At 44.9% G+C, this 24,443-nt stretch carries 23 protein-coding genes; 9 read left to right on the forward strand and 14 right to left on the reverse strand.

Features of this window, described 5'->3' with window-relative positions; all coding sequences use genetic code 11:
- Window positions 1–204: 204 nt before the first annotated feature.
- On the forward strand, window positions 205–1,179 hold the full coding sequence (locus FLM48_RS19000) for a DUF1852 domain-containing protein (RefSeq protein WP_179025745.1): 975 nt from the start codon (window positions 205–207) through the stop codon (window positions 1,177–1,179).
- A gap of 49 nt (window positions 1,180–1,228) precedes the next feature.
- The gene (locus FLM48_RS19005) at window positions 1,229–2,272 is read left to right on the forward strand and encodes a methionine synthase (RefSeq protein ID WP_179025746.1); all 1,044 of its coding nucleotides are present in this window, start codon (window positions 1,229–1,231) and stop codon (window positions 2,270–2,272) included.
- 130 nt (window positions 2,273–2,402) lie between these two features.
- Here the strand turns inward: FLM48_RS19005 and FLM48_RS19010 are convergent, their stop codons facing one another.
- Entirely contained in the window at window positions 2,403–3,233 is an 831-nt protein-coding gene (locus FLM48_RS19010) for a sulfite exporter TauE/SafE family protein (protein WP_179025747.1), read from the reverse strand.
- 283 nt (window positions 3,234–3,516) lie between these two features.
- On the opposite strand from FLM48_RS19010, the gene FLM48_RS19015 reads away from it, so the two are divergent.
- The 3 genes from FLM48_RS19015 (at window position 3,517) to FLM48_RS19025 (ending at window position 7,201) form a co-directional block, all read left to right on the forward strand.
- Window positions 3,517–4,401, forward strand: a complete 885-nt coding sequence (locus tag FLM48_RS19015; protein WP_179025748.1) for a LysR family transcriptional regulator — start codon at window positions 3,517–3,519, stop codon at window positions 4,399–4,401.
- A 144-nt stretch (window positions 4,402–4,545) separates the two neighbouring features.
- The gene (locus tag FLM48_RS19020) at window positions 4,546–6,231 is read left to right on the forward strand and encodes a SulP family inorganic anion transporter (RefSeq protein ID WP_179025749.1); all 1,686 of its coding nucleotides are present in this window, start codon (window positions 4,546–4,548) and stop codon (window positions 6,229–6,231) included.
- A 406-nt stretch (window positions 6,232–6,637) separates the two neighbouring features.
- On the forward strand, window positions 6,638–7,201 hold the full coding sequence (locus FLM48_RS19025; protein ID WP_211237715.1) for a lactoylglutathione lyase family protein: 564 nt from the start codon (window positions 6,638–6,640) through the stop codon (window positions 7,199–7,201).
- A gap of 62 nt (window positions 7,202–7,263) precedes the next feature.
- Here FLM48_RS19025 and FLM48_RS19030 read toward each other — a convergent pair whose 3' ends face one another.
- Window positions 7,264–7,521, reverse strand: a complete 258-nt coding sequence (locus tag FLM48_RS19030) for a hypothetical protein (protein WP_028774979.1) — start codon at window positions 7,519–7,521, stop codon at window positions 7,264–7,266.
- 384 nt (window positions 7,522–7,905) lie between these two features.
- Between FLM48_RS19030 and FLM48_RS19035 the strand changes: the two genes are divergently transcribed.
- A complete protein-coding gene (locus FLM48_RS19035; protein ID WP_179025750.1) occupies window positions 7,906–9,861 on the forward strand; it encodes a methyl-accepting chemotaxis protein in 1,956 nt (651 codons plus the stop codon).
- 83 nt (window positions 9,862–9,944) lie between these two features.
- Here FLM48_RS19035 and FLM48_RS19040 read toward each other — a convergent pair whose 3' ends face one another.
- The 10 genes from FLM48_RS19040 to FLM48_RS19085 all read right to left on the reverse strand — a co-directional run bounded on the left by FLM48_RS19040 (window position 9,945) and on the right by FLM48_RS19085 (window position 18,773).
- On the reverse strand, window positions 9,945–10,547 hold the full coding sequence (locus FLM48_RS19040) for a DUF1240 domain-containing protein (RefSeq protein ID WP_179025751.1): 603 nt from the start codon (window positions 10,545–10,547) through the stop codon (window positions 9,945–9,947).
- A 9-nt stretch (window positions 10,548–10,556) separates the two neighbouring features.
- Window positions 10,557–11,174, reverse strand: coding sequence for a hypothetical protein (locus tag FLM48_RS19045; protein ID WP_256870980.1), 618 nt, complete (start codon window positions 11,172–11,174; stop codon window positions 10,557–10,559).
- A 212-nt stretch (window positions 11,175–11,386) separates the two neighbouring features.
- A complete protein-coding gene (locus FLM48_RS19050; protein WP_179025752.1) occupies window positions 11,387–11,989 on the reverse strand; it encodes a DUF1240 domain-containing protein in 603 nt (200 codons plus the stop codon).
- Between the two features lie 9 nt (window positions 11,990–11,998).
- Complete coding sequence (locus FLM48_RS19055) at window positions 11,999–12,610, reverse strand: hypothetical protein (protein ID WP_256870981.1); 612 nt, start codon at window positions 12,608–12,610, stop codon at window positions 11,999–12,001.
- A gap of 186 nt (window positions 12,611–12,796) precedes the next feature.
- The gene (locus tag FLM48_RS19060) at window positions 12,797–13,303 is read right to left on the reverse strand and encodes a hypothetical protein (RefSeq protein WP_179025753.1); all 507 of its coding nucleotides are present in this window, start codon (window positions 13,301–13,303) and stop codon (window positions 12,797–12,799) included.
- Between the two features lie 319 nt (window positions 13,304–13,622).
- Window positions 13,623–14,231 carry a hypothetical protein gene (locus tag FLM48_RS22810; RefSeq protein WP_256870982.1) on the reverse strand — a complete coding sequence of 203 codons (609 nt, stop codon included), beginning with the start codon at window positions 14,229–14,231 and terminating at the stop codon, window positions 13,623–13,625.
- A gap of 1 nt (window position 14,232) precedes the next feature.
- On the reverse strand, window positions 14,233–15,027 hold the full coding sequence (locus FLM48_RS19070; protein WP_256871148.1) for a hypothetical protein: 795 nt from the start codon (window positions 15,025–15,027) through the stop codon (window positions 14,233–14,235).
- Window positions 15,028–15,643: 616 nt separating this feature from the next.
- Window positions 15,644–16,333 (reverse strand): zinc metallopeptidase, encoded by a 690-nt coding sequence (locus FLM48_RS19075; RefSeq protein ID WP_179025755.1) that lies wholly within the window; start codon window positions 16,331–16,333, stop codon window positions 15,644–15,646.
- Window positions 16,334–16,775: 442 nt separating this feature from the next.
- Window positions 16,776–18,431: a chaperonin GroEL gene (groL, locus tag FLM48_RS19080; protein WP_179025756.1), complete on the reverse strand. Its 1,656-nt coding sequence runs from the start codon at window positions 18,429–18,431 to the stop codon at window positions 16,776–16,778.
- A gap of 51 nt (window positions 18,432–18,482) precedes the next feature.
- Window positions 18,483–18,773, reverse strand: coding sequence for a co-chaperone GroES (locus FLM48_RS19085; RefSeq protein WP_028774987.1), 291 nt, complete (start codon window positions 18,771–18,773; stop codon window positions 18,483–18,485).
- Between the two features lie 233 nt (window positions 18,774–19,006).
- On the opposite strand from FLM48_RS19085, the gene FLM48_RS19090 reads away from it, so the two are divergent.
- Together FLM48_RS19090 and FLM48_RS19095 are read left to right on the forward strand one after the other, a co-directional pair.
- Window positions 19,007–20,371 (forward strand): MATE family efflux transporter, encoded by a 1,365-nt coding sequence (locus FLM48_RS19090; RefSeq protein WP_179025757.1) that lies wholly within the window; start codon window positions 19,007–19,009, stop codon window positions 20,369–20,371.
- A gap of 30 nt (window positions 20,372–20,401) precedes the next feature.
- Entirely contained in the window at window positions 20,402–21,052 is a 651-nt protein-coding gene (locus FLM48_RS19095) for a Qnr family pentapeptide repeat protein (RefSeq protein ID WP_179025758.1), read from the forward strand.
- Window positions 21,053–21,113: 61 nt separating this feature from the next.
- Here FLM48_RS19095 and FLM48_RS19100 read toward each other — a convergent pair whose 3' ends face one another.
- Both FLM48_RS19100 and FLM48_RS19105 read right to left on the reverse strand, forming a co-directional pair.
- On the reverse strand, window positions 21,114–22,016 hold the full coding sequence (locus tag FLM48_RS19100; protein WP_179025759.1) for a polysaccharide deacetylase family protein: 903 nt from the start codon (window positions 22,014–22,016) through the stop codon (window positions 21,114–21,116).
- Window positions 22,017–22,105: 89 nt separating this feature from the next.
- Window positions 22,106–23,065 carry a LysR family transcriptional regulator gene (locus FLM48_RS19105; protein WP_179025760.1) on the reverse strand — a complete coding sequence of 320 codons (960 nt, stop codon included), beginning with the start codon at window positions 23,063–23,065 and terminating at the stop codon, window positions 22,106–22,108.
- Window positions 23,066–23,264: 199 nt separating this feature from the next.
- Between FLM48_RS19105 and FLM48_RS19110 the strand changes: the two genes are divergently transcribed.
- On the forward strand, window positions 23,265–24,347 hold the full coding sequence (locus tag FLM48_RS19110) for an efflux RND transporter periplasmic adaptor subunit (protein ID WP_028774991.1): 1,083 nt from the start codon (window positions 23,265–23,267) through the stop codon (window positions 24,345–24,347).
- Window positions 24,348–24,443 lie beyond the last annotated feature (96 nt).

The following is a 24,443-nucleotide window of genomic DNA, read 5'->3' on the forward strand; positions in this document are numbered from 1 at the left end:
GATGAAGTAATATCAATTTTTTTCATGAAACGATCCAAGTATAAATCATTCTAGGCATTCACTTTGGGCATTAACGCAGTGAGCTTTTGATTTAACCACTAGGTAAATCGAAAACACCGCAGCAGGTGATTGGAATGATCACTCGCCTTGAAAGCGTCAATCATCACTTAAGGTTTATCTAACGGAATTGGATACGAGATCACTATGCAAAACGAATTCACATTTACCATCAAAAACATCAGTTTCGATGAGAACTATCATCCATCTGACAACACACGAGCAACCACCAATTTTGCAAACTTGGCCAGAGGTAACAGCCGTCAGCAAAACTTGCGCAATGCATTAAAAATGATTGATAACAGCTTTAATGCATTAGCCCATTGGGATAACCCGAATGGCGATCGTTACTCGGTTGAGCTAGAAATTATCTCTGTGGATATGGATATCCAAGCCGGTGGTCAATCATTCCCATCAATTGAAATACTCAAAACCAATATTGTCGACCATAAAACTGATAAGCGTATCGAAGGCATAGTGGGCAATAATTTCTCTTCTTACGTGCGAGATTACGATTTTAGTGTGCGCTTACTGGGTCACAACAAAGGCCAAGCCAAATTCACTATTCCTGAAGATTTTGGCGATCTGCACGGCAAGCTATTTAAGTATTTTGTTAATTCAGATACTTATAAGCAGCACTTCAAAAAGCTACCCGTTATCTGCCTCAGTGTGTCAGATAACAAGACCTATCACCGTACTGAAAACCAGCACCCAGTTTTGGGCACCGAATACCTGCCAAACGAATCTTCACTCACTGAGCAGTATTTTAAGAAAATGGGCTTACAGGTACGTTATTTTATGCCGCCTAACAGTGTGGCGCCGTTAGCTTTTTACTTCTTTGGCGATTTACTTTGTGATTACACCAACCTAGAGCTGATCGGTACCATCAGTACTATGGAGACCTTCCAAAAAATCTATCGACCCGAGATCTACAATGCCAATGCGGCGGCAGGTAAATGTTATCAGCCAAACTTGAAAAACCTCGATCATTCGCTGACACAAATTGTCTATGACCGCGAAGAGCGCAGCAAACTAGCGGTTGAGCAAGGTAAATTTGCCGAAGAGCATTTTATTAAACCTTACCAAACTGTGCTTGATCAATGGGCAGCCAATTACGCCTAACCAAACATTAAGTTTAGCGAAAACATATTAAGTATAGGTAGCACAGCAAATGACAACCCCAGCACAAAAGAGATTATTACCCACATCGACCGCCGGTAGCTTGCCTAAGCCCTCTTGGCTGGCACAGCCAGAAACCCTATGGTCGCCTTGGAAATTACAAGATGATGAGCTGATTGCAGGTAAACAAGATGCCCTACGTATTGCACTGCAAGAACAACAGCAAACCGGCATTGATATCGTCAGCGATGGCGAGCAAACACGCCAACATTTTGTCACCACCTTTATTGAGCACCTTAGCGGTGTTGATTTTGAAAAACGTAAAACTGTTCGCATCCGCAATCGCTACGATGCCAGCGTCCCCACGGTGGTGGGGCCCGTTAGCCGTCAAAAGCCGGTATTTGTCGACGATGTGAAATTCCTGCGCCAGCAAACCAATCAACCCATTAAGTGGGCACTGCCCGGGCCCATGACCATGATAGACACCCTCTATGATGATCATTACCAGAGTCGAGAAAAACTGGCTTGGGAGTTTGCCAAAATTCTTAATCAAGAAGCCAAAGAATTAGAAGCGGCTGGCGTGGATATTATCCAGTTTGATGAGCCCGCATTTAACGTGTTTTTTGACGACGTAAATGATTGGGGCATCGCCTGCTTAGAGCGGGCCATTGAGGGGCTCAAATGTGAGACCGCAGTACATATTTGTTACGGCTATGGCATTAAAGCCAATACCGATTGGAAAAAAACCTTAGGCTCAGAGTGGCGGCAATACGAAGAGGTCTTTCCTAAACTGCAGCAATCTAACATCGATATTATTTCGCTAGAGTGCCATAACTCTCAGGTGCCAATTGAATTGCTTGAGCTGATCCGCGGTAAAAAAGTGATGGTAGGCGCCATTGATGTGGCTAGCGAAACAATCGAGACCCCTGAAGAAGTGGCACAAACCCTCAGGCAGGCATTGCAGTTTGTTGATGCCGACAAGCTCTACCCTTGCACCAACTGCGGCATGGCACCACTGCCGCGTCACATTGCCAGAGGTAAATTAAACGCCTTGAGTGCGGGCGCGCAAATCGTCAGAAAGGAGCTGTGCAGCTAAGGCTGATAGCCCTAAGGTGACTGATATTGATAAGTCAGTCACCTTCAACCTTCACCTTAGCCTTAACGCGACAATGTCATTATCCGCGGCAACCTTTTTATGTATTACGCCGTCGCAGACCTAACACTATCTAAAAGAAAACTTGCCCCAACATACGCAGCCCAGTCACTAATAGCACCAGCGCAAATACCTTTTTGAGCATAGCCGCATCCAGTCTTGCCGCCAAAGCCGCACCCACAGGGGCGAACAGCACCGTTAACGGCACAATACAGACAAAGCCAAGCAAATTCACCAGCCCAAATGTCCCCGCTGGCGCGTCCAATGGTGTGCTCCCCAGCATCAACATAGTTAATGCACCGGGCAATGAGATAATTAAACCGATTGCCGCAGCAGTGCCAACCGCTTTATGGGCAGGATAGTTGTACAAGGTCAACAAAGGCACCGAAATCGTGCCACCACCAATGCCGACCATGGCACTAAAAAAGCCTATTGATGTGCCCATCACGCTTTGTCCCGTACGCCCAGGTAACTGGTTAAACAGCGCTGACTTACCCGTTCTAAACAACATGTTTAATGCCGATAAGCTAGCGATCACGCCAAATAGTGTGGTGAGTATATTGCCGTTAATGCGGGTCACTAACCAGCTACCGACCAATACCCCCACCAGAATAAATACCCACCAACGCTTTAATAGCTCAACATCCACATTACCTTTTTGTTTATGGGCACGGATCGAGCTGATTGATGTCGGTACTATAGTGGCCAATGAAGTGGCCGTCGCCACCAGCATGGCTGATTGCGCTGAAACGCCAAACCCCTGAAACAAGAAAAACAACACGGGCACAATGACAATGCCGCCTCCCACTCCCAGTAAGCCCGCTAAAATGCCAGCCAGTACGCCCGAGCTTGCCAATACCATAATGGTGAGCAAGTTATTGATTACAAATTCGATGATGTTCATTGATGGTGACTTCTATGTGTAAAATATTAAGGCCGTCTCGACCCGGCGAAGGTTACAACTAGCGCATGTTGACCCATAAAACGCAACAGCGGCTTCTAAGCTATTGATGCTGGCATAAATCCAGTCTGTAATGGATTATCTAATCAGCTAATTTATATAACTTTTTAACCCTACAGATTCCCAAATGGTATTGTAATGAATCTTATTCCATGAATAAAAATGATATAATTTCATTATTCAATGAACGTCATTCATCAGTAACAAACACGACGGGAGTTAACGGGTGTTAGAAAGGATTCATTTAGAAATACTCACAGCCATTAAAGAACATGGAACGCTAACTAAAGCCGCTGATTCATTGCATTTATCTCAATCTGCACTCAGTCACAGCATTAAAAAGTTAGAGGGCCAATTTGATACGCCGATATGGAAAAAAGAGGGTCGAACTCTGCGTTTGACCACAGCAGGTGAGCGTATTCAAACGCTAGCTAATCGGGTATTACCGCAGTTTTTGCACACCGAACTGCTACTCAATCAGATAGCCCAAGGTGAACTAGGTTCGCTGCGCATTGGCATGGAGTGCCATCCCTGCTATCAGTGGCTGCTTAGGGTTATCGCCCCTTATCTCGACCAGTGGGCCGACATTGATATCGACGTAAAGCAAGAGTTTCAGTTTGGCGCTTTAGGCGCGTTGCTGAGCTATGAGATTGACGTTCTCATTACCCCAGATCCGCTGTTTAAACCTAAAATCGACTACATCCCAGTGTTTGACTATGAGCACCGACTGGTGGTTTCAACCTCGCACAAACTAGCCGAACAAGGGTTTGTGCTACCCGAGCAGCTCAGTGAAGAAGTGCTATTTAGTTATCCGGTTGAGCCGATGAGGCTGGATATTTTCAGCCAATTTCTTAACCCTGCAAAATGCGCCGTCAAGAAACACAAAATTATTGAAACCACCGAAATCATGCTGCAGATGGTCGCCGCAGGCCGTGGAGTCTGTGCCCTGCCCGGTTGGCTTGTGGATGAGTACGCTAAAACCATGCCGATTAAGAGCATTAGATTTGGACAACAAGGGATTAATAAACAAATATTTATTGGTATTCGCCGCGGCGAGCAGCAAATTGACTATTTGAACGATTTCATCGAACAAGCGAAGAAAACCAAATAATCAATTTAGCTCGCTATTCACTGGCATCGCACTTAAATACACACTTAACAAACACAACTGCATTTGTGACATTGATCCCACCCGTATAAGCGCTATACAATGCTGCAAATTTTGTGTTGCAAACGTTTTAAGGTGGTAATCGCTTTGTTTAAACAACGCTTTCAAGATGTCAGTCTTAAGGGAGATATATTTGGTGGTGTCACCACTGCCATTATTTCATTGCCACTGGCCCTCGCCTTTGGTGTGGCATCCGGAGCCGGTGCAGAAGCGGGTTTATGGGGCGCTATTTTAGTTGGTTTTTTTGCCGCATTATTTGGCGGTTCTTCAACACTAATTTCAGAACCCACCGGTCCGATGACGGTGATCATGACCGCCATCTTAACCACCATGGTGGCCAAATACCCAGAATCTGGGGTCGCGATTTCCTTCACCATTGTGATGATGGCTGGAGCGTTCCAGTTTTTGCTGGGTATGCTCAAACTCGGTAAATACGTTACGCTAATGCCCTATAGCGTTGTATCTGGCTTTATGTCAGGTATCGGGATTATCTTAATTATTTTGCAACTCTCGCCCTTGTTGGGTCACGCTGCACCCGCAGGTGGGGTAATGGGCACCCTAGGTGCCATACCCGACACTTTAGCCAATATCGATTTTAAAGAGCTGTTTTTAGGCATACTAACCTTAGTCACGCTATTTTTGTTCCCACAAAAATACCGCAAATACGTGCCCGCACAGCTCGTCGCGCTTATTGCCGTTACCTTGTTATCGGTCATCGTGTTCGATACTGATAGCATCCGTCGCATTGGCGAGATCCCGGCTGGTTTGCCTTCATTGGTTATCCCGCATATCAATGCCGAAATCTTTACCACCATGATTATTGATGCCTTGGTACTGGGCACATTAGGTTGTATTGATACCTTACTCACCGCGGTAATTGGTGACTCGTTAACCCGAAAAGAGCACGACTCCGACAAGGAGCTGCGTGGCCAAGGCCTAGCAAATATGATCTCTGGCTTGTTCGGCGCACTACCTGGTGCAGGTGCCACCATGGGCACAGTGACCAACATTCAAGTCGGTGCACGCTCACCCGTATCAGGCATGACCCGCGCCCTAGTATTAGCGCTAGTGGTATTGGTCGCAGGCGGCTTAACCGAACCTATTCCTATGGCGGTACTTGCCGGTATTGCAGTATATGTTGGTTTTAACATTTTAGATTGGAGTTTTATTCAACGCGCCCACAAAGTCAGTGTATCTGGCATGGCCATTATGTACGGCGTCATGCTGCTCACGGTATTTGTTGATCTGATTGTTGCCGTTGGTTTAGGGGTATTTATCTCTAACATCATTATTATTGAGCGCCTTAGCCGCGAGCAAGCTCGCCAAGTAAAAGCCATTAGTGATGCTGACCAAAATACGGTACCGCTGACCCAAAGCGAAAGTGACCTGCTGGATCAAGCCAAAGGTAAAGTGCTGTTTTTCTACTTATCAGGGCCAATGATCTTCAGCGTATCAAAAGCAATCTCACGCCAGCATAATAGTATTAACGATTACGAAGCGATGATTTTGGATTTAACCGACGTGCCTATGATTGATGTCACCGTGGGCTTAGCGTTAGAAAATGCCATTAAAGATGCGCAAGATGCACACTGTGAAGTATTTTTACTCTGCCCTAATCAGCAAACTAAAGAGCAGCTGAAAAAGTTTCATGTGATTGACTCACTGCCACAAGAAAACACCTTCTTGTTCCGCTTTGAGGCACTGCAAGCCGCGCTTTCCCATGTTGGATTGAATAAGCAGCCAAACACAGATCTTAAATTGCCGGGCCAATAACTGACAGCATTAGCTGAGATGCTAAAAGCTAATTCAAACATCAACAAAAAAGCCTCGATATAGCGACGTATCGAGGCTGTTACCTAGCAAACTATAAAATGGCCGACACTTAGGCTAGGTGGCGTCGGGCAAGGTCACGCACATAGCTACCATTGACCCCAAATGGGTTATCTCATATCGCCAACCCTTATAAATTTTCATTATAAAAACAATAAATATTGATAATTTTTTATTTACACACACTCGCTATAAACTTCGCTCCATCAAATGATGAAAGCTTGAGTTGGAGAGTGTCATGAGCAAGATTGAACAAAATATCGATTTAAACGTAGAGCGTAGAAATGTACTTAAGACTGTTGGTATGGGCGTTGCGGCCGCGGTGGCGGCATCGACTGCGCCGGCAGTAATGGGCGCCACTCGCGCACCAGCAGATAACGCCAATAATGTGGATGTTGAGCGATTCAACACCAACACCCCTTACCCACGTACTTTCTCACATATTGGTATTTCGGTACCTGATTTAGAAAAAGCCGTGAAGTTCTATACAGAAGTGCTTGGTTGGTATGTGATTATGGAGCCGACTGAGGTCATTGAAGATGACAGCCCAATTGGCGTGATGTGCACTGATGTATTTGGCCCGGGTTGGGAACGGTTTAAAATCGCCCACTTATCAACGGGTGACCGTATTGGGATTGAGTTATTTCAATTTAAAAATCAACAAAATCCGAAAGATAACTTTGAGTACTGGAAAACCGGAATATTCCACTTCTGCGTTCAAGACCCAAATGTTGAAGAGCTAGCAGAGAAAATTGTTGCTGCAGGTGGTAAAAAGCGTATGAAAGCACCGCGTTATTACTTCCCTGGTGAGAAGCCATTCCGTATGATCTATATGGAAGACCCATTTGGCAACATCCTTGAAATTTATAGCCACAGCTATGAACTCCAATATGCCAGCGGCGCTTATAGCTAAAGCGCTATAAGCAACTAGGGGCCAAATCTGGCCCCTAAAATGTTGACTCGTTCAGGCTGCCATTATCTGCGGTTGTTAGGGATATCCCTTGCACCAGCAAGCCTACCAAAAAATTGGCTAAGCCCAATCCCCTGCCTAATACGTTCTGCCCAAAAACCGCCAATAATAAAACCCACTACTCCCCAAGCTGCAATGCTAAGCGAATTTAGCTGACCAGATTGCAAACTCAACATCGCCCCAATAAAGATACCTAACAGCGTAGGTGATGCGGCAACCGCTAGCCACTGTAATGCATGTACAAATAGACTCACTACTCTCATCGGCTCTCCTTAACCTGAAAAACGTCGCCATTTATAAATTATCGCTAAAACAGCCATACGACATATTATGTCAAACAGCTACTTATATCGAACTAAACCTTAGCTATATGACGCACACCTGCCTTAGCAATAGCCATTAAGAAACCCGAAACTGCGAGCTGTCTCGGGTTTGATATAGAAAATTAGTTGGGGACTTCAAAAGCGGTTTCGCTACGCACTACAGCGACTTATCCAATAAAGCGGCAAAAATTAAAGTTCTACTATACTGAGTATTACGACCAGATTTTTCCTACCACTAAGTATTAGCTCGGCTTACCTCCATACAGTTAACCAAAAGTCACTGTAGCCATAGCCAAATTTAATATAAAAACTAGGTATACCAGTATGTTACAAAAACTAAAACTCAATATGCAGCTGTATGTTTCTTTTGGCCTAATTCTAACATTACTTCTCATCTCATCGTTGATCGCCTACCAAGGCTTATCCAGCACTTACAGTGGATTTGTTGATTATCGTGGCCTAGCACGAGATACCAATTTGGCGGGCCGTGTGCAAGCTAACATGTTAATGATGCGGCTATCTGTCTTAAGTTTTTTAAATACTCGCTCCAATACCGCAGTTGAACAATTTAATGAGCGTAAAGACAAGATGGAGACTTTTCTCGCTGAAGCGAAAGTAGAAATTCAAGCCCCGCAGCGAGCAGCCTTAATCAATGAAGTAAATACCGAAGTCGGCGATTATATAGCGGGGTTCAAACAGGTTGTGTCGCTATTTGCTAAGCGCAACCAAATTGTATCAACAGAGTTAGATCCCTCAGGGTTAGCCATGCGCGAAGCAACGACAGCGATCATCAATGGCGCCTACAATGACGGTGACCCTGATACGGCTTATTATGCCGCGCAAGTTCAAGAGCACTTGTTACTGGGCAGACTTTATGTCACCAAGTACTTAGTGACCAATGCCGAATCTGATGCGCAGCGAGCAAAAGAAGAACTCGGCGAGAAGATATCAATAGCGCTAGCGGATCTCGATAGCCATATTACCAATGCAAATCAACAATCATTGCTAACACAGGTTAAAAGTAACCTTACGCAATACCTCGCCGCTTTCAACAATGTGCAAAGCACTATTACTGAGCGTAATACTCTAATAAAAAACAACTTAAATACCCGTGGGCCATCGGTTGCGGGCAAAATTGAACAGGTCAAACTTTCAGTAAAAGATGACCAAGACTTGCTAGGTCCACAAGTACAAACCCATGCCAACAGCGCCAAAACCTCTGTGGCAATCATCTCGCTCATATCCTTGCTATTAGGCATCATCATCTCAGTCTTTATGGCTAAAATAATTCGCAAACCTATCGGCGGTGAGCCCGCAGAGATAGCAAAGATATCCAACCGGATTGCAGAAGGGGATTTGAGTACAGAGTTAACAATCAGCGAAGAAGACAGCGGTATCTATCGCTCTGTGGCTGAAATGTCTCAAAAACTGAGCCAACTGATCCGTTCAATCAAAGAAACCAGTACCAACCTAATAGATTCGGCAAATAACAGCTCAGAAATCGCCTTACAAAATACCGCTTCTATTATGGAACAAAAAGAGATGACCGATATGGTGGTCGTTGCTATAGAGGAGATGTCGATAAGTATTCAAGAAGTAGTGCGTTACGCCGCCGATTCTGCCGAAAAATCTGAAATCGGCCTTGAAGAAGCAAACAAAGGTCGCAGTGCGGTAGAGTCTACAGTCGAGTCAGTCAACGAGTTGGCCGATGAGTTAAGTAACTCAATGTTAGTCATCAAAGAGCTAGAGCAACACAGTGAAAAGATAGGTTCAGTCATTGAAGTTATTCAAGGAATCTCAGAGCAAACCAACCTACTGGCATTAAATGCCGCCATTGAAGCTGCCAGAGCTGGTGAGCAAGGACGCGGATTTGCGGTAGTTGCAGACGAAGTAAGAACACTGGCGCAGCGAACACAAGATTCCACCACTGAGATTCAATCTATCATCAACAACCTGCAACAAGGCACAGCCAAAACGGTCTCTGTGATGGAAAGAAGCACCCTCAAAGCCAATGCCACCGTTGAGCAATCAACTGAAACGGACTCGGTGCTTGCCAACATTCATGGCGTCATCAATGAGATATCATCAATGAACATGCAGGTCGCTTCAGCACTAGAGGAGCAAGCGAGTGTGGCATCTGAAATTACCGCCAATATGTCATCGATTCAGGAGAGATTAGAAACCACCACCGCAGCCACTCAGCAAGCTCAAGAAGCCAGCGCGCAAGTCAATGATATGGCTGAGCAGCTCAATACCATGGCCGCAAGCTTCAAGGTTTAATCGCGAATTTCAAGGGGAATGGACTCCCCAAAATCTAACTTTCCATGCTCACTTTTTACAGGGCTATCACGGCCTCATGCCCTTTAACGACCATTGATATAATCTTCCCGAGCTTGTTTGGTTTCAGAAATAAAGGTTTCAAGCTCTTCCAGTGATGGCTCCGTGCCTTGTTGGTTAAAAGGCTCAAAAAAATTAGCAATATCACTCTGCATCAGTGAACCGGATTGCAAACACAGCGAATCATTCTTTAACCATACATCTGGAGCCCTAAACGACGCCCCTGTGTACCAATAACAATGGTTATAGCCTGCTTGTTTTAGTTTATGCTCAACATAAAAATTCGCGATAAAAATGCCTAGAAAGAACAGCGGCAACATCAAAGCTGCCCCTTTGATAAAGTACTCTGTAGCAAGTTTAGGGCAGAAATTAATTAACCTTTGAATCGATGCCAGTAAGAAAAAGCTGAAAGGGAAAAAAAGAAAAATCAACGGGATTCTTCCGCTGTTCTCCTTAATATAAACAGCCTCGCCAATACTTGAGGCTATTTTAATTTCACTAACAAAAACGTTAGCTATAGCAATGCAAATGAAAGCCACTAAAAACGGAAGCCCAATACACAAAGCAATTTCTTTAGGTAGTAGCTCTGAAAGTTTTTTATCAGCTTGTTTCCATTCAACAATTTTCATCTAATGATGCTACTGCCGCTTGCCATTTATATCGTCTTCCCTTACCTGTTTAGTGTCAACAATGAAGGTTTGTAACTCGGTTAGCGTTGGCACAGTGCCTGACTGGTTGTGCTGCTTAAAAAAGTTATCAATATCACTGCGTATTAATGAGCCTGACTGCAAACATAAGCTCTCATCTTTAAGCCATACATCAGGAGCACGAAATGAAGGGCCGGTGTACCAGTTACAATAGCTATAACCTTTGAGTTCTAAATTTGACTGAACAGCCAAATTAACAGGAATTACACCGACAACAAAGATCACAGCAGCAATGATTAAACTCTTTGTCATTTTTTTTATGGATAAGTCTGACTCATAACCAACTAAACGTTGGAAAAAAGCCAGTGAGAAATACCCCCAACCAAACACAAAGAGAACTGAAAATAGCCGTCCGCTATTTTCTTTAATATAAATAAAGTCGCCTACCTCAAAAAAAAGTAAGTAAAACTCTTCAAGGAAGAAGTAGAACGATAGGTAAGAAAAAGCTATACCCATTAAAAAGCAAAGTACAATTGTCGCAACCTCTTTAATTGAAAAGTCTTTAATACTTTTCTCTGCTCGATTCCACTTTCTAAATATAGAGGTCATCTTATTTCTACCTGTAATCTGGGTATCCCTACACCAATGTAGCTACTCAGCAAGCCCAAGAAGCCAGCGCTCAAGTCAATGATATGGCTGAGCAGCTCAATACCATGGCCGCAAGCTTCAAGGTTTAATCGCGAATTTCAAGGGGAATGGACTCCCCAAAGTCTAACTTGCCATGCTCACTTTTTACTGGCCTATCACGCAATCCTTGCCCTTTAGCGACCATTGATATGATCTTCCCAAGCTTGTTTGGTTTCAGTAATAAAGGTTTCAAGCTCTTCCAGTGAAGGCTCTGTACCTTGTTGGTTAAAAGGCTCAAAAAAATTAGCAATATCACTCTGCATCAGTGAACCGGATTGCAAACACAGCGAATCATTCTTTAACCATACATCTGGAGCCCTAAACGACGCCCCCGTGTACCAATAACAATGGCTATAGCCTGTTTGTTTTAGTTTATGCTCAACATAAAAATTCGTGATAAAAATGCCTAGAAAGAACAGCGGCAACATCAAAGCTGCCCCTTTGATAAAGTACTCTGTAGCAAGTTTAGGGCAGAAATTAATTAACCTTTGAATCGATGCCAGTAAGAAAAAACTGAAAGGGAAAAAAAGAAAAATCAACGGGATTCTTCCGCTGTTCTCCTTAATATAAACAACCTCACCAATACTCTTAAATACACCTAGCTCATTTAGAAAAACGTAGACAATAGCAACGCAAAAAGATGCAGGTAACAAAGGAGCCAAAACACATACAGCTAGTTCTTTCAGCTTAAGCTCTGAGAGTTTTTTATCAGCATGCTTCCATTCAACAATTTTCATCTGATGATGCTACCACCGCTTGCCATTTATATAGTCTTCCCTTGCCTGTTTAGCGTCAACAATGAAGGTTTGTAACTCGGTTAGCGTTGGCGCAGTGCCTGACTGATTGTGCTGCTCAAAAAAGTTATCAATATCACTGCGTATTAATGAGCCTGACTGCAAACATAAACTCTCATCTTTAAGCCATACATCAGGAGCACGAAAAGAAGGGCCGGTGTACCAGTAGCAATAGCTGTAACCTTTGGTTTTGAGAGTTGACTCGATGTAAAATGTAACCACAAAATACAACGAAAAAAACAGTAGTATTCCTAATAAACCACTTCTACCGATTTCCTTTATCGTTTTAATATTACTATAACCAAATAGCTTTTGAATTGCTGCTAATGCCAATAGGGCAGGAATAGGAATTAGCGCAATGATAGGTGCCAAAAAGCCACTTTCTTTAATATAGATATCCCGCTCGCTAAACAATACAAAATTAGTCAACCCAAAATAGGCACCATAGAGCACTGCCAGTGACATACATAAAAACAATCCTAACCCAATGACCGTATAGAACTGCTCCTCACCAGAAATCTCTCTAAAGCTTAACTCTGACTTTTGCCAATTCCTAAACACCACTTTATATACTCTCTTCTAGACTTAAGCATCTGCTTCGCAAGCTAGACTCCATAATAAAACCGAAATGGTTAACCATTATAGGCTTGGCAAAGGTAAGTAAACCTGCGATACCTAAGCTAAAAAAGCACATTGCTTGATGCCCAATATAAAAACTAGTCAACTGAATCAAGTCTCTCTAAGCGAGCGCTACAACCCCCATGTTCTGTCTACAGCATCGAGCAGATTAAATGGCGACTTTAATTCGTCTATTGACTGTAACTGTGACAAATACTCTTCAGGTAGCTCACTCACCTCTTTTTCGATAAATAAATTCATATCTGCCACCAACAACGGGCGAATGCGGTCAATCTCATCTCGCAACCGACTATTAGTGCCTAATTCAGAATGACTTTCTATCGACACCAATGTTCTTAACACTTCACTGTACTCATAAAGCGCGCAGCGCTGCAGCGACTTATGACTGACCGCAGCTAAAACCAACGCAGCCTCTGATGGAAGTGTCTTTAATTGCTGTACGGTATCTTCCGCCAAAGCAGTACTACGAGCTAAGTCATCACACTGCGTCATTTTATTCGAGAATTGACTATATCGCTGCTGTAATAGCTCATATCCAAAATCTAAGATAGTTGAGTTGCTACCTGCAACCACGTTTGAGGCTACCAACAGAAAAGTTGAAAATATTAAGAGTTTCATTACTGACCTACCTTACATCCGTTATAAATGGCCCCCCAAAACGCTCGCTGTTTTGGGCTATTACCACTACGTAAATACTGTAAGAACGCAATCTTACTAATTTGGTTGTTAGCATGGGATTCTATTGCCGAACAAGTTAAATTTATAGCTTATTTATAAGGTGAAATATTACCTCATGCATAAATGAACTGTGCCGTATGGTATTCGCTATAATCTACAAACCACTGTGCTAAAAGCCCCGTTAGAACGAAAAGTCCAGCCAGTAATCCGCCAATTCATAATATATAATCCATATAGCCACTGCTCCATTTACCATGCGTCAAAGACCCTTAATAGCATCCTCACCCACTTGTTTGGTCTCAGTAATAAAACGTTCAAGTTCAGCTAGAGTGGGTTCAGTACCTTGTTGATTGTAGCCTTCAAAAAAATCTTCAATATCACTGCGTATTAATGAGCCTGACTGCAAACATAAGTTCTCATTTTTAAGCCATACATCAGGAGCACGAAATGAAGGGCCGGTGTACCAGTAGCAATAGCTGTAACCATTAAGTTTCAAGGTAGACACAATAAATTGATTAGCAACAAAAACAAGGCAGAAATAAAAAGTCAGCCCCCACAGCCCCAATCTAATACATTGGACAACACACTTTTGATTATCAACACCTAACAATTTTTGAATCGAAGCAACAGCAAACCAGAAAAAAACTGGTACCAATGCGATTCCAGCGACTAAAACGGCGCTTTTTTTGATGTAAGTGAATGAAGAAAAAGAACTCAAATAAAAGTTAACTTCAAAAAAGAATCCATAGGTAAATGCAAAGCTAACGGCTAGGCATGCTATAGCTACGATAAGAACAATAAGTGAATCCGACAAACTTAATCGTTCTACTTGCTTGTCCAGCGAAGGCGTACATTTGTCTATATCCATACTAATGTCCAAACTTTATGAAGGGAACACCAAACAACCTAGACAAAAACTCATAAGGATCTTTATAAAGCTCCTCTTTAAGCGTACGAGTATCATTGTTGAGTTTTAACGTGCCTTGCTGAAGTTTTTCTTCAAGTTGCCTAAGGTCTTCAACCAACGCATTTTCTATTCCTTTGCTTGAATAAAAATAATTCAAAAACCCAAATAACACACCAACCCAAACGTAAACAATCAAAGGGGCTATTGAACTTGCGGCAACTGCAGTTCCACCAACTAAAACCACTCCTTTCATAACCAAACTACTGGTTAATACTGCACTAATGGCAACAGTTGCATCCACAGCTATACCAGCAACAAAATGATGCCAAGTAGTATCATCGTTAAGCAGCTGCTCAGTAAAATGAAACGCAACGGAAATCATAATGCTAACGACAAAACCGCCTTTCATGGCTTTATTGGCGCTAAGTTTGCCGACACCAATGGTAAACAGTTTGGGATTGCTGGCGAGATAACGTGTGCCGCTCAGGTGAGCCTTTAAGCCTGGATAACTGTTAATAATCACCGCAGGAGCATTGCCATATACTTCGACTTTAAACTTACCAAACACATTGCCCTGTCGCTGCATTTCTACGGCCAATAACGTCAGTACCTTCAGGTCACCCAACACTGGAAACCAGACACCCGCAGTTTTAAGGGATTCTTTATGCTGGGCCCTGCCATCTGGGTGGGAGTCATGCGCCAGTAGTAACCTATCAATTGAGTCGACGGCCTCAGCCCGTGTCATCCCCTGCTTCATTTTCACTGAGATGATGTAATCGACAAACTCCGCTGAGCTCATTTGAATTAGAGTGTGATTATTGCCTGATAACAGGCTTTTGATCTGATGCTGACGTTGCCGCTCGGCAATCGCGGGCATAGGCTGACATAATAAAATCCTTTTATATATTCATTCCATTGAAGTAAGCAGTTTATTTTACCGATCCAAACGCATTTGTATATTATCTATAAGAGTAGTTTTCAACCATGAATAACTCTCTTGGTTGATTGGCAGGTATCAACTTATGTTGAATAACCTTAATTGCTACATTGCTTTAGCTGAGCAGTATTTAACCATTATGATTACTAAGACTTTTATCAAACTGCTAACTTGGAAAAATAGCCCAACTAGCAGCGAATGGATGCGACTGATAGATGATTCTCAAGACTAAATTCCGCAAAAATCAGCAGGCACAAACTGCGCTCACACCGCAAGCCGCAAGCCGCAAGCCGCAAGCCGCAAGCCGCAAGCCAAAATACAAAAACGAAAGGAAACCTACACACTGAATTGTTTGGAGTGTGGGTGTGGGCAATAGCTAACGTAAGGACAGAAAAGAAAGTTAACTCTGCCCCCATTTTTTATCAGCAAAAGCTGATTAACGACGCAGCACCGCTATCCAGCGCCCAAGGTTGAGCAAGCTTGCAAGCGAACCCGCTACGTAGGTTAACGCAGCTGCCTTAAGGATCTTTTCTGCGTGTTTAAGGTCGCCGTCGTGCAGGTAATGACCCTCTTTAAGCATAGGCAACGCCTTGCCATAACTTGCATCGAACTCTACTGGCAATGTCACCAGGTGCACTAGGGTGCTAAGCCCCATCGACAGCACACCGATCAAAATGATCAACACGCCAGCCTGTGGTATGCGTGTCAGCATTAGCACTACTGGCGCCGCGACCATCATAATTCCAGCTATACGCTCACCTGCCATTGCAGCTCTAGCAAGCTTCTGCCGCGCGATAAATAAAGACTCACCGCGAGAGTCCTGTAACGCATGCCCAACTTCATGGGCGGCTACCGTCACTGCCGTTAGCGAGTAACCTGAAAAGTTATCCGGCGAGAGGCGAACAGCCTTAGCGGCAGGGTCATAATGATCACCGCCGTTAGTCTCTTCAACCTTAACGTCTTTCAGCTCACAACGATCCAGAAGGTGACGCGCAAGCTCACTACCGCTACCTTGACCACGATAACGATCCGTAGGCTGGTGATACTTGCTCATAACGTGGTTAACCCACCAACTAGGCAGGAATACACAGCAAGCAATAACGAGAATTAGAATTATCCAAAGCATGAAACCAGTATGCCATAAACGGGGAGTTAGCTCGCATACAATAATTATAGGGCCTGAGAATCTAGCGTTTTAAAGGACCCCCAAGTACTTCTTCAGCAACTGTCTTAAAATTGTTTCTAGTTATAGTTTGTTTAAATCCACTTTCTCCACTTAATTCAAAAATAAATGGGGTCAGAGTAAACTTACAAAGTTATATTCCGGCTAAAGGCATTGCCGAAATGACGTTGTATTTTGTCCCGTTGATTGTCAGAAAACAAAAAGCCCCGATACCGTTAAGTATCGGGGCTTTTACTATTTAACAGGTTCTAAGCTTTTTAGCTAAGACCAGCATCTGTACATAGCGCAGGAAAAATTCCTTTAGAGCAAGGCGCTGCGAGCGACGTGTAGTACGCCTACACGAGCGAGCAGCAACACCGCTATAAAGAATTTTAACCAGCTAAGATTACATCATACCGCCCATACCGCCCATTCCACCCATACCACCCATGCCACCCATATCAGGTGCGCCTGCAGCAGCTTCTTGTGGAATCTCGCCAACCATTGCTTCGGTAGTGATCATTAGACCAGCTACTGATGCGGCAAACTGTAGTGCGCTACGGGTCACTTTAGTTGGGTCTAGGATACCCATCTCTAGCATGTCACCGTAGGTGTCGTTACCGGCGTTGTAACCGTAGTTACCAGAACCGTTCTTGACGTTGTTAGCCACAACTGACGCTTCTTCACCGGCGTTAGTTGAGATTTGACGTAGTGGCGCTTCCATGGCACGTAGTGCGATAACTACACCGTGCTTTTGGTCTTCGTTGATCACTTCAACGTCGCTGATTTTGCTAGCTACGCGAACCAGTGCAACACCACCACCGGCAACCACACCTTCTTCTACCGCTGCGCGAGTTGCGTGTAGTGCATCTTCTACGCGCGCTTTTTTCTCTTTCATTTCAACTTCAGTCGCTGCACCTACTTTGATCACTGCAACACCGCCGGCCAATTTTGCCATACGCTCTTGTAGTTTCTCTTTATCGTAGTCAGAGGTTGACTCTTCAGCTTGAATCTTGATTTGTGCAACGCGTGCTTCAATCTGTGCTTGCTCGCCAGTACCGTCGATGATGGTAGTGTCATCTTTAGTGATAACAACGCGCTTAGCCGTACCTAGGTCTTCTAACGTGGCTTTTTCAAGCTCTAGACCAATCTCTTCAGCAATCACAGTACCGCCAGTTAGGATAGCGATATCTTGCAGCATTGCTTTACGACGGTCACCAAAACCAGGTGCTTTAACAGCAGCAACTTTAACGATGCCGCGCATGTTGTTCACAACAAGTGTTGCAAGTGCTTCACCTTCAACATCTTCAGCGATGATAAGTAGTGGCTTACCGGTTTTTGCTAGACCTTCAAGGATAGGTAGCAATTCACGGATGTTAGACACTTTCTTGTCAACAAGTAGGATGAATGGGCTTTCTAGCTCAACGCTGCCAGTTTCTGGCTTGTTGATGAAGTATGGAGATAGGTAACCGCGGTCAAACTGCATACCTTCAACCACGTCTAATTCGTTTTCTAGCGCTTGGCCTTCTTCAACAGTGATAACGCCTTCTTTACCAACGCGCTCCATTGCAGTGGCAATGATTTCACCGATTGACTCGTCAGAGTTAGCAGAGATAGTACCGACCTGAGCAATCGCTTTAGTGTCGCTACACTCTTGAGATAGGGTTTTAAGCTCGGCAACAGCAGCGATAACCGCTTTGTCGATACCACGCTTAAGATCCATTGGGTTCATGCCAGCGGCGACGGCTTTTAGGCCTTCATTTACGATAGCTTGAGCAAGTACGGTTGCAGTAGTGGTACCGTCACCGGCTGCGTCATTGGCTTTAGAAGCAACTTCTTTCACCATTTGCGCGCCCATGTTTTCGAACTTATCTTCAAGTTCGATCTCTTTGGCTACTGAAACACCATCTTTAGTGATAAGTGGTGCGCCGAAGCTTTTATCTAAAACAACGTTACGACCTTTAGGGCCAAGCGTTACTTTAACTGCGTTAGCCAATACGTTTACACCAGCAAGCATTTTTACGCGTGCGTCGTTACCAAATAGGACTTCTTTAGCTGACATGTTCTTTTATCCTTTAAAAATTAAAATGAGAAAATGAATTGCAGTGGATAATTATTCCACGACAGCCATCAAATCTGACTCAGACAAGATCAGTACTTCTTCGCCGTCAATCTTCTCTTTCTTTACGCCGTAACCTTCGTTAAAAATAACGGTATCACCCACTTTAACGTCCAGTGGTTGTACGCTGCCATTTTCAAGAATTCGGCCATTGCCTACAGCAAGTACTTCACCGCGAGTTGACTGCTCTGCCGCACTACCTGTTAGTACGATGCCACCGGCAGATTTTGACTCAACTTCTGAACGCTTAACGATGACGCGGTCATGTAATGGACGAATATTCATCTATGGATTCTCCTAATGATTTTTTGGTCCAACAAACGTTGGCGGGTTTATCAATGAATGCGGCCAGCTTTTTCAGCCAATAATCGCCGCAAGATGTTCGATATATGGGGGTCATACCATGCAGATCCAAGGGCTTTACAAAAAAAATCTCAAAAATTTTAGCTGGGCTTTAAAAATATGTCGGGAATCCTGATAGAATTGCCGTCCCGCAGTAGACTAGGCAACACATTCCCATGAAAGACAGACACGGGCTGCTTACCCAGCCAATTGGTCGTGTACTGCTAAATATGAGCCTACCCAACCTGATTGGTATTTTGACCATTCTCGGGTTCAGTCTCGTTGACACTTTTTTTATCAGTCAGCTAGGTACAGAAGCCTTAGCTGCAATCAGTTTTACCTTTCCGGTTACCTTAATTATTTCTAGCGTGGCAATTGGCATTGGCGCCGGCGTATCAACCAATTTAGGCCGCTTAATTGGTGGCGGCAACGCCCCCAAAGCCAAAGTATTTTTACACGATGCTTTGCTACTGACCTTTTTACTCATTGCCCTACTGGCCATCTTGGGCAGCTTGTTTATCAACCCACTGTTTAGCTTGCTGGGCGCCAATGCAGGCAGCTTGCCGCTGATCAGCGACTACATGTTGATTTGGTATTTAGGCGCGCCCATATTAGTGCTGTTGATGGTGGGAAATCAGGGATTACGAGCCACTGGTGACACCCGCTCGCCGGCTAAAATTATGGCCTTGGCGGCGATCATCAATGTGATCCTCGATCCGTTACTGATTTTTGGTATCGGCCCGTTTCCACGCTTAGAGATCCAAGGCGCTGCCATTGCCAGCGTGATCTCTTGGTTAGTGGCGCTGTCGTTGTCGAGTTATTTGCTCATTTTCAAACGCCATTTGGTGGAATTTGCCGGTATTTGTCGTAAGCGGTTAATTTGCAATTGGAAACAACTGGCACATATTGCCCAGCCTGCGGCATTAATGAACCTACTTAACCCGTTAGCGAATGCCATGATAATGGCGATGCTGGCGCGCATTGACCATAGCGCAGTGGCCGCGTTTGGTGCCGGAATTCGCTTAGAGTCGGTCCTACTAATACCGGTGATGGCGTTGTCATCAAGCTTAGTGCCTTTTGTGGCGCAAAACCTAGGTGCAGGCCAAACCCAGCGGGCTCACCAAGCGCTGATGCTTTCGCTCAAGTTTGTATTTGTATTCCAAAGCTTACTGTATTTACCACTATTTTTTGCGGCGCAGCCCATTGCAGAGTTGTTTAGCAATGATGCCCAAGTAATTGATTGGCTAAGCTTTTACATTTGGGTGCTACCGGTGGCTTATGGCCCGCTTGGGATCATCATTTTAGTCGCCACCAGCCTCAACGCTTACCACCGCCCTATGGCATCACTGACATTAAACGTATGCCGACTGTTTTTGGTCATGTTGCCACTGGCCGCACTGGGCTCAAAACTTGGCGGCGTAGAAGGCTTACTGCTCGCTTTACCCATCAGCAATGCACTGATGGGCTTGGCGTGCTATCTGCTCGCCATGCGAATTTCTGAACCCGAAAAGAGCTCAATTGTGGCTCAACTGCGGGAATAAAATCGACTCATAATAGCCACAGGAGCGGCGATGTTAGTTAGGCAACACACCTATGTTGACCATGATTTTAGCAGCGAAGATCTACAAGGAGCACGCTTCGAGCATTGCCACTTTTATCGTTGCCGCTTTAGTCGTTGCGACTTAACTGACGCACAATTTAGCCACTGCCGCTTTAGCGAGACTGGTGACAATAGTGGCTGCCAATTCGACTATGCCCAGCTAGAAAACGTCCGTTTCGAACACTGCCATTTGGCGATGAGCCGCTTTGTGGGTGCCCAGTGCAATGACATCCATTTAAGTCATTGTAATTTACAAGGTGCGGACTTTGATCGCTGCAGCTTTGGCAATCAATTGGGTATCGACACCTATGTTTGTAGCGCCCGTATCGAACACTGCAACTTGCGTTATGCCAACTTTGAAGATGTCCGCTTGAATCAATGCCATCTCAGTCACAACAATTGGCAGGGGGCTAATTTGGTGGCGGCGGATATGAGCGGTGCCGATCTCAGTAGTGGGCAATTTAGTGCCGAGCAATGGGGCAGTTTTACCCTGCGTTATGCTAATCTCGCCGATGTCGACTTAACCGGCCTTGACCCACGTAAAGTCGACTTAGAAGGCGTGATGATTCAAGCTTGGCAACAACCACAACTGCTGGCCAGCTTTGGTATTGTGGTTAGCTAAACTTATGATCAGCCAAGTTTGCAATCAGCCAAATAACCTACCAAAGCCTAAAGGGGTTACCCTAATCACTGGCTACCGCGCTGCCCGTTGGCTGCGGCGCTTTTAACAGCGTATCTAGGCTGACCAATTGATAACCCAGCGCTTGATAGTGTTCAATAATCACCGGTAGTGCTTGCACCGTGGCACTGCGATTGCCGCCATCATCATGCATCAAGGCAATCATTTCTGGATGCGCTTGGCTTATCACCGTCTGACTGATGTGCTTCGCGGTGATGGCTTGTTCATCCCAGTCGCGGGTATCTACCGACCACAGCACCGTTCGCATCCCCTTTTGCGCCAGCATTAACACCTGCTCATCGCTGATTTCACCAAAGGGTGGCCGGTAAAATGCTGGCTGCTCGCCAGTGACTTTTGCTAAGGCTTGGTTGGTGGGGGCGATTTGTTGCTGCCACAATTGTTTAGCGCTCAATGTGGCACCATGGGGATGCGACCAGCTATGATTGGCCACCGTATGCCCGGCTTGCAGTGCACGGGTGACAATAGCTTGGTTAGCAGCAATTTTATTACCCATCCAAAAGAAGCTGGCTTTGGCTTGATGTCGGTCCAAAATATCTAAAATAGCGCGGGTGTACTGTGACGGCCCATCGTCAAAGGTAAGTGCAATTTGTCGCTGCTGACCCCAGCCTTCAACAAAATACACATCCACAAATTGATTGGCTTGACGGGTCAGCTCACTCTGATTGACGGCCACACCCGTAACAGAGTCACGTAGATAGACGCGTTGCTTGTGGGCATGCAATGCTGGGGAGGTAGCATCGGTTGACTGAGTGTCAGCCAGCGTATGTCCTGCGGGTGCAAGCAACGCTAATAATAGCAGTGTACTCTTAGCCAATTGGCTTATCTTTGTCGCTGTAACTGCAACTAAATGTGTTGCAATTACATGTCCTTGACTCAGTAGTTTCATCAATATCCCTTTGTTTTTATTACGGCTAAACACTCGCCAGCCAGCTTAACAAATTGACAGTATCGACACGGGATTTATTGGTGGAGATTTTAAAAAAGTGTTTTTGATCTCCAGGCTTTAATGGAGCCACCAAGATACGCATCTTCCTGGCACAGCTGGGTTTTCTCACACTCTTCAATGGCGTTCATCACATGGTCAATAAAGCGCTGGCTGGCCATGCTGATAAAGCGCCGAGATGGATAAACTAAAAAGCATTTACCTTCATAGGGTTCGACGTCAGGGAACAGCATTTCTATTTGACCATCATCCACAAAAGGTTGGGCAAAAGGCAGTGGCATCATGGCAATACCGCGCCCAGCAATGGTGGCTTCAAGGCAAGTTTCAAGAATATTAACGCACAGGTTGCCCTTAACACTGATAATGCGATCTTTGCCAAAAGGCACTTCATTAAAAATTTGGCCATTGGGGTAACGAAATAAAATACTGTTGTGTTCTGGCAAGTCGTCGGGACTTTGCGGTCTGCCTGCCCGTGCAAGATACGCTGGGCTGGCATAGAAATGCACGGTTTCGCTAAATAGGTGCCGCGCCACCATCTCATTTTCGTTAAACGAGTCTTCGAGCATAAATGCCAAATCGATATTGTTGCGGATCATATCTTTTGGCTCACCACTGACAATAATCTCCACCGTGAGCTCGGGATGCAGATCCATAAATTCAAAAATGGCCTGGGTGATCATCAGCAGTTCTGGGATTGGGAAAATTAAAATGCGTAAATGGCCAGACACCTCTGTTTGCTCACCAGTCAATTCAGACATGGTGCGCTCTAGTTCCGCCAGCATCACTGTGGTTTTGTCATAGAAGTGGCTACCTGATGCGGTTAATGTCATCGCTCGACTTTGTCGATGAAATAGCTTTACCCCCAGCTCTTCTTCCAGGGCATGCAACCGGCGGCTAAGCGTTGACTTAGGCAAATTAAGGATATCAGCAGCCTCAACTAAACTGCCGGTTTCAACGATACGGTGAAACAGTGCGACATCTTCGGTTTTCATAACAATCCACTACCTATTTCGAACAAATCCTCAACCTTCATTATACACATTGCACACGATACGCCGATGAGATCAAGGGATTATAGTTTCATTATTTGGAATTCATGATTCCACATAATTCCATTTTATACAACTCTGGTTACTGTTATTGTAGCGCCTAATTAATACACACTGTTACACCTAACACGGGATTCAACTTATGAAGCACTTGCCCACTACCCTATCACTTATCGTTCTTGCCTCAGTATTAGCGGGTTGTAGCGCCGAATCTATTGAAACTCCAGCGCCGACAGTGCGGCCAGTTAAACTGGTTGAAATAGCCGATGCCCATGCGGGTGCTATCAGACAGTTTCCCGCTAAAGTCGCCGCGACAAAGCAAGCGGATCTGGCTTTTAGGTTATCGGGTCATTTAGTGGAATTTGCCTACCTTGAAGGCCAACATGTTAAAAAAGGCACGGTATTGGCCAGATTGGACAGCCGTGATGCCAGCAACACTTTGCTTAACCGTGAGGCTGATTATGAACTAGCCGCCGCCGACTTTGAGCGTAAAGGAGAGTTATTGCGCCGTGAGCTAATATCTCAAGCTGAATACGATACCGCGCAAGCACAATTAAAATCGTCACAAGCTAACCTTGCTAGCGCGCAAGATCAGCTTAGCTATACCGAACTCAAGGCACCGTTTGATGGCACGATTGCTAAAATATCCATTGATAACTATCAGATGGTACAAGCTAATCAGACTATTTTGGTCCTGCAAAAAGACCGCAACATTGACGTAGTGATTCAAGTGCCTGAGTCACTGGCGAGCACGATTACCCGCTTTAACCCTAACGCGAGTAGTCAACCTACCGTGCGCTTTGCTACCAAGCCTGAGTTATCATTCCCGGTAAAGCTTAAAGAGCATGCCACCCAGGTCACCCCAGGGACGCAAAGCTACGAAGTGGTATTTACCCTGCCACAACCGACTGACATTAACATCTTACCGGGAATGAGCGCTGAGCTTAGCTTAGATGTCTCTAACCGCAATGCGAATGGCATGACCTCGGTATTACCGGCCAGTGCGATTATTAAACGCGACACTGACGGCGAAAACATTGTTTGGACCTACAACGCAGATAGCGGCAAGGTTCACGCTCAAATAGTGACCTTAGGTAAGGTGACTACCCAAGGCATTGAAATCACTCAAGGTGTAAAAGCTGGCGATCAAGTCGTGGTGGCTGGCGTGCAATACCTTGCAGAAGAGCAGAAAGTTAAGCCACTTCGTTGGCAGCGAGGGGTCTAGGACTCAACCCCACTTTTTAACTCCCCGTGACTCACACTTTATCTGCTGCTGTTGCTAGTACAATCGCAGCCAGATAAGGCGTGGGTGCTGCCAGCC

It is taken from the genome of Shewanella sp. Scap07 (assembly GCF_013394145.1).
Taxonomy (GTDB): Bacteria; Pseudomonadota; Gammaproteobacteria; order Enterobacterales; family Shewanellaceae; genus Shewanella; species Shewanella waksmanii.

Bases quoted from the DNA above. Each gene is read 5' to 3' on its own strand.
- FLM48_RS19000 (WP_179025745.1), top strand. From the start codon at position 205: ATGCAAAACGAATTCACATTTACCATCAAAAACATCAGTTTCGATGAG.
- FLM48_RS19005 (WP_179025746.1), top strand. From the start codon at position 1,229: ATGACAACCCCAGCACAAAAGAGATTATTACCCACATCGACCGCCGGT.
- FLM48_RS19010 (WP_179025747.1), bottom strand. From the start codon at position 3,233: ATGAACATCATCGAATTTGTAATCAATAACTTGCTCACCATTATGGTA.
- FLM48_RS19025 (WP_211237715.1), top strand. From the start codon at position 6,638: ATGGGCGCCACTCGCGCACCAGCAGATAACGCCAATAATGTGGATGTT.
- FLM48_RS19030 (WP_028774979.1), bottom strand. From the start codon at position 7,521: ATGAGAGTAGTGAGTCTATTTGTACATGCATTACAGTGGCTAGCGGTT.
- FLM48_RS19035 (WP_179025750.1), top strand. From the start codon at position 7,906: ATGTTACAAAAACTAAAACTCAATATGCAGCTGTATGTTTCTTTTGGC.
- FLM48_RS19040 (WP_179025751.1), bottom strand. From the start codon at position 10,547: ATGAAAATTGTTGAATGGAAACAAGCTGATAAAAAACTTTCAGAGCTA.
- FLM48_RS19045 (WP_256870980.1), bottom strand. From the start codon at position 11,174: ATGACCTCTATATTTAGAAAGTGGAATCGAGCAGAGAAAAGTATTAAA.
- FLM48_RS19050 (WP_179025752.1), bottom strand. From the start codon at position 11,989: ATGAAAATTGTTGAATGGAAGCATGCTGATAAAAAACTCTCAGAGCTT.
- FLM48_RS19060 (WP_179025753.1), bottom strand. From the start codon at position 13,303: ATGAAACTCTTAATATTTTCAACTTTTCTGTTGGTAGCCTCAAACGTG.
- FLM48_RS22810 (WP_256870982.1), bottom strand. From the start codon at position 14,231: ATGGATATAGACAAATGTACGCCTTCGCTGGACAAGCAAGTAGAACGA.
- FLM48_RS19070 (WP_256871148.1), bottom strand. From the start codon at position 15,027: ATGAAGCAGGGGATGACACGGGCTGAGGCCGTCGACTCAATTGATAGG.
- FLM48_RS19075 (WP_179025755.1), bottom strand. From the start codon at position 16,333: ATGCTTTGGATAATTCTAATTCTCGTTATTGCTTGCTGTGTATTCCTG.
- groL (WP_179025756.1), bottom strand. From the start codon at position 18,431: ATGTCAGCTAAAGAAGTCCTATTTGGTAACGACGCACGCGTAAAAATG.
- FLM48_RS19085 (WP_028774987.1), bottom strand. From the start codon at position 18,773: ATGAATATTCGTCCATTACATGACCGCGTCATCGTTAAGCGTTCAGAA.
- FLM48_RS19090 (WP_179025757.1), top strand. From the start codon at position 19,007: ATGAAAGACAGACACGGGCTGCTTACCCAGCCAATTGGTCGTGTACTG.
- FLM48_RS19095 (WP_179025758.1), top strand. From the start codon at position 20,402: ATGTTAGTTAGGCAACACACCTATGTTGACCATGATTTTAGCAGCGAA.
- FLM48_RS19100 (WP_179025759.1), bottom strand. From the start codon at position 22,016: ATGAAACTACTGAGTCAAGGACATGTAATTGCAACACATTTAGTTGCA.
- FLM48_RS19105 (WP_179025760.1), bottom strand. From the start codon at position 23,065: ATGAAAACCGAAGATGTCGCACTGTTTCACCGTATCGTTGAAACCGGC.
- FLM48_RS19110 (WP_028774991.1), top strand. From the start codon at position 23,265: ATGAAGCACTTGCCCACTACCCTATCACTTATCGTTCTTGCCTCAGTA.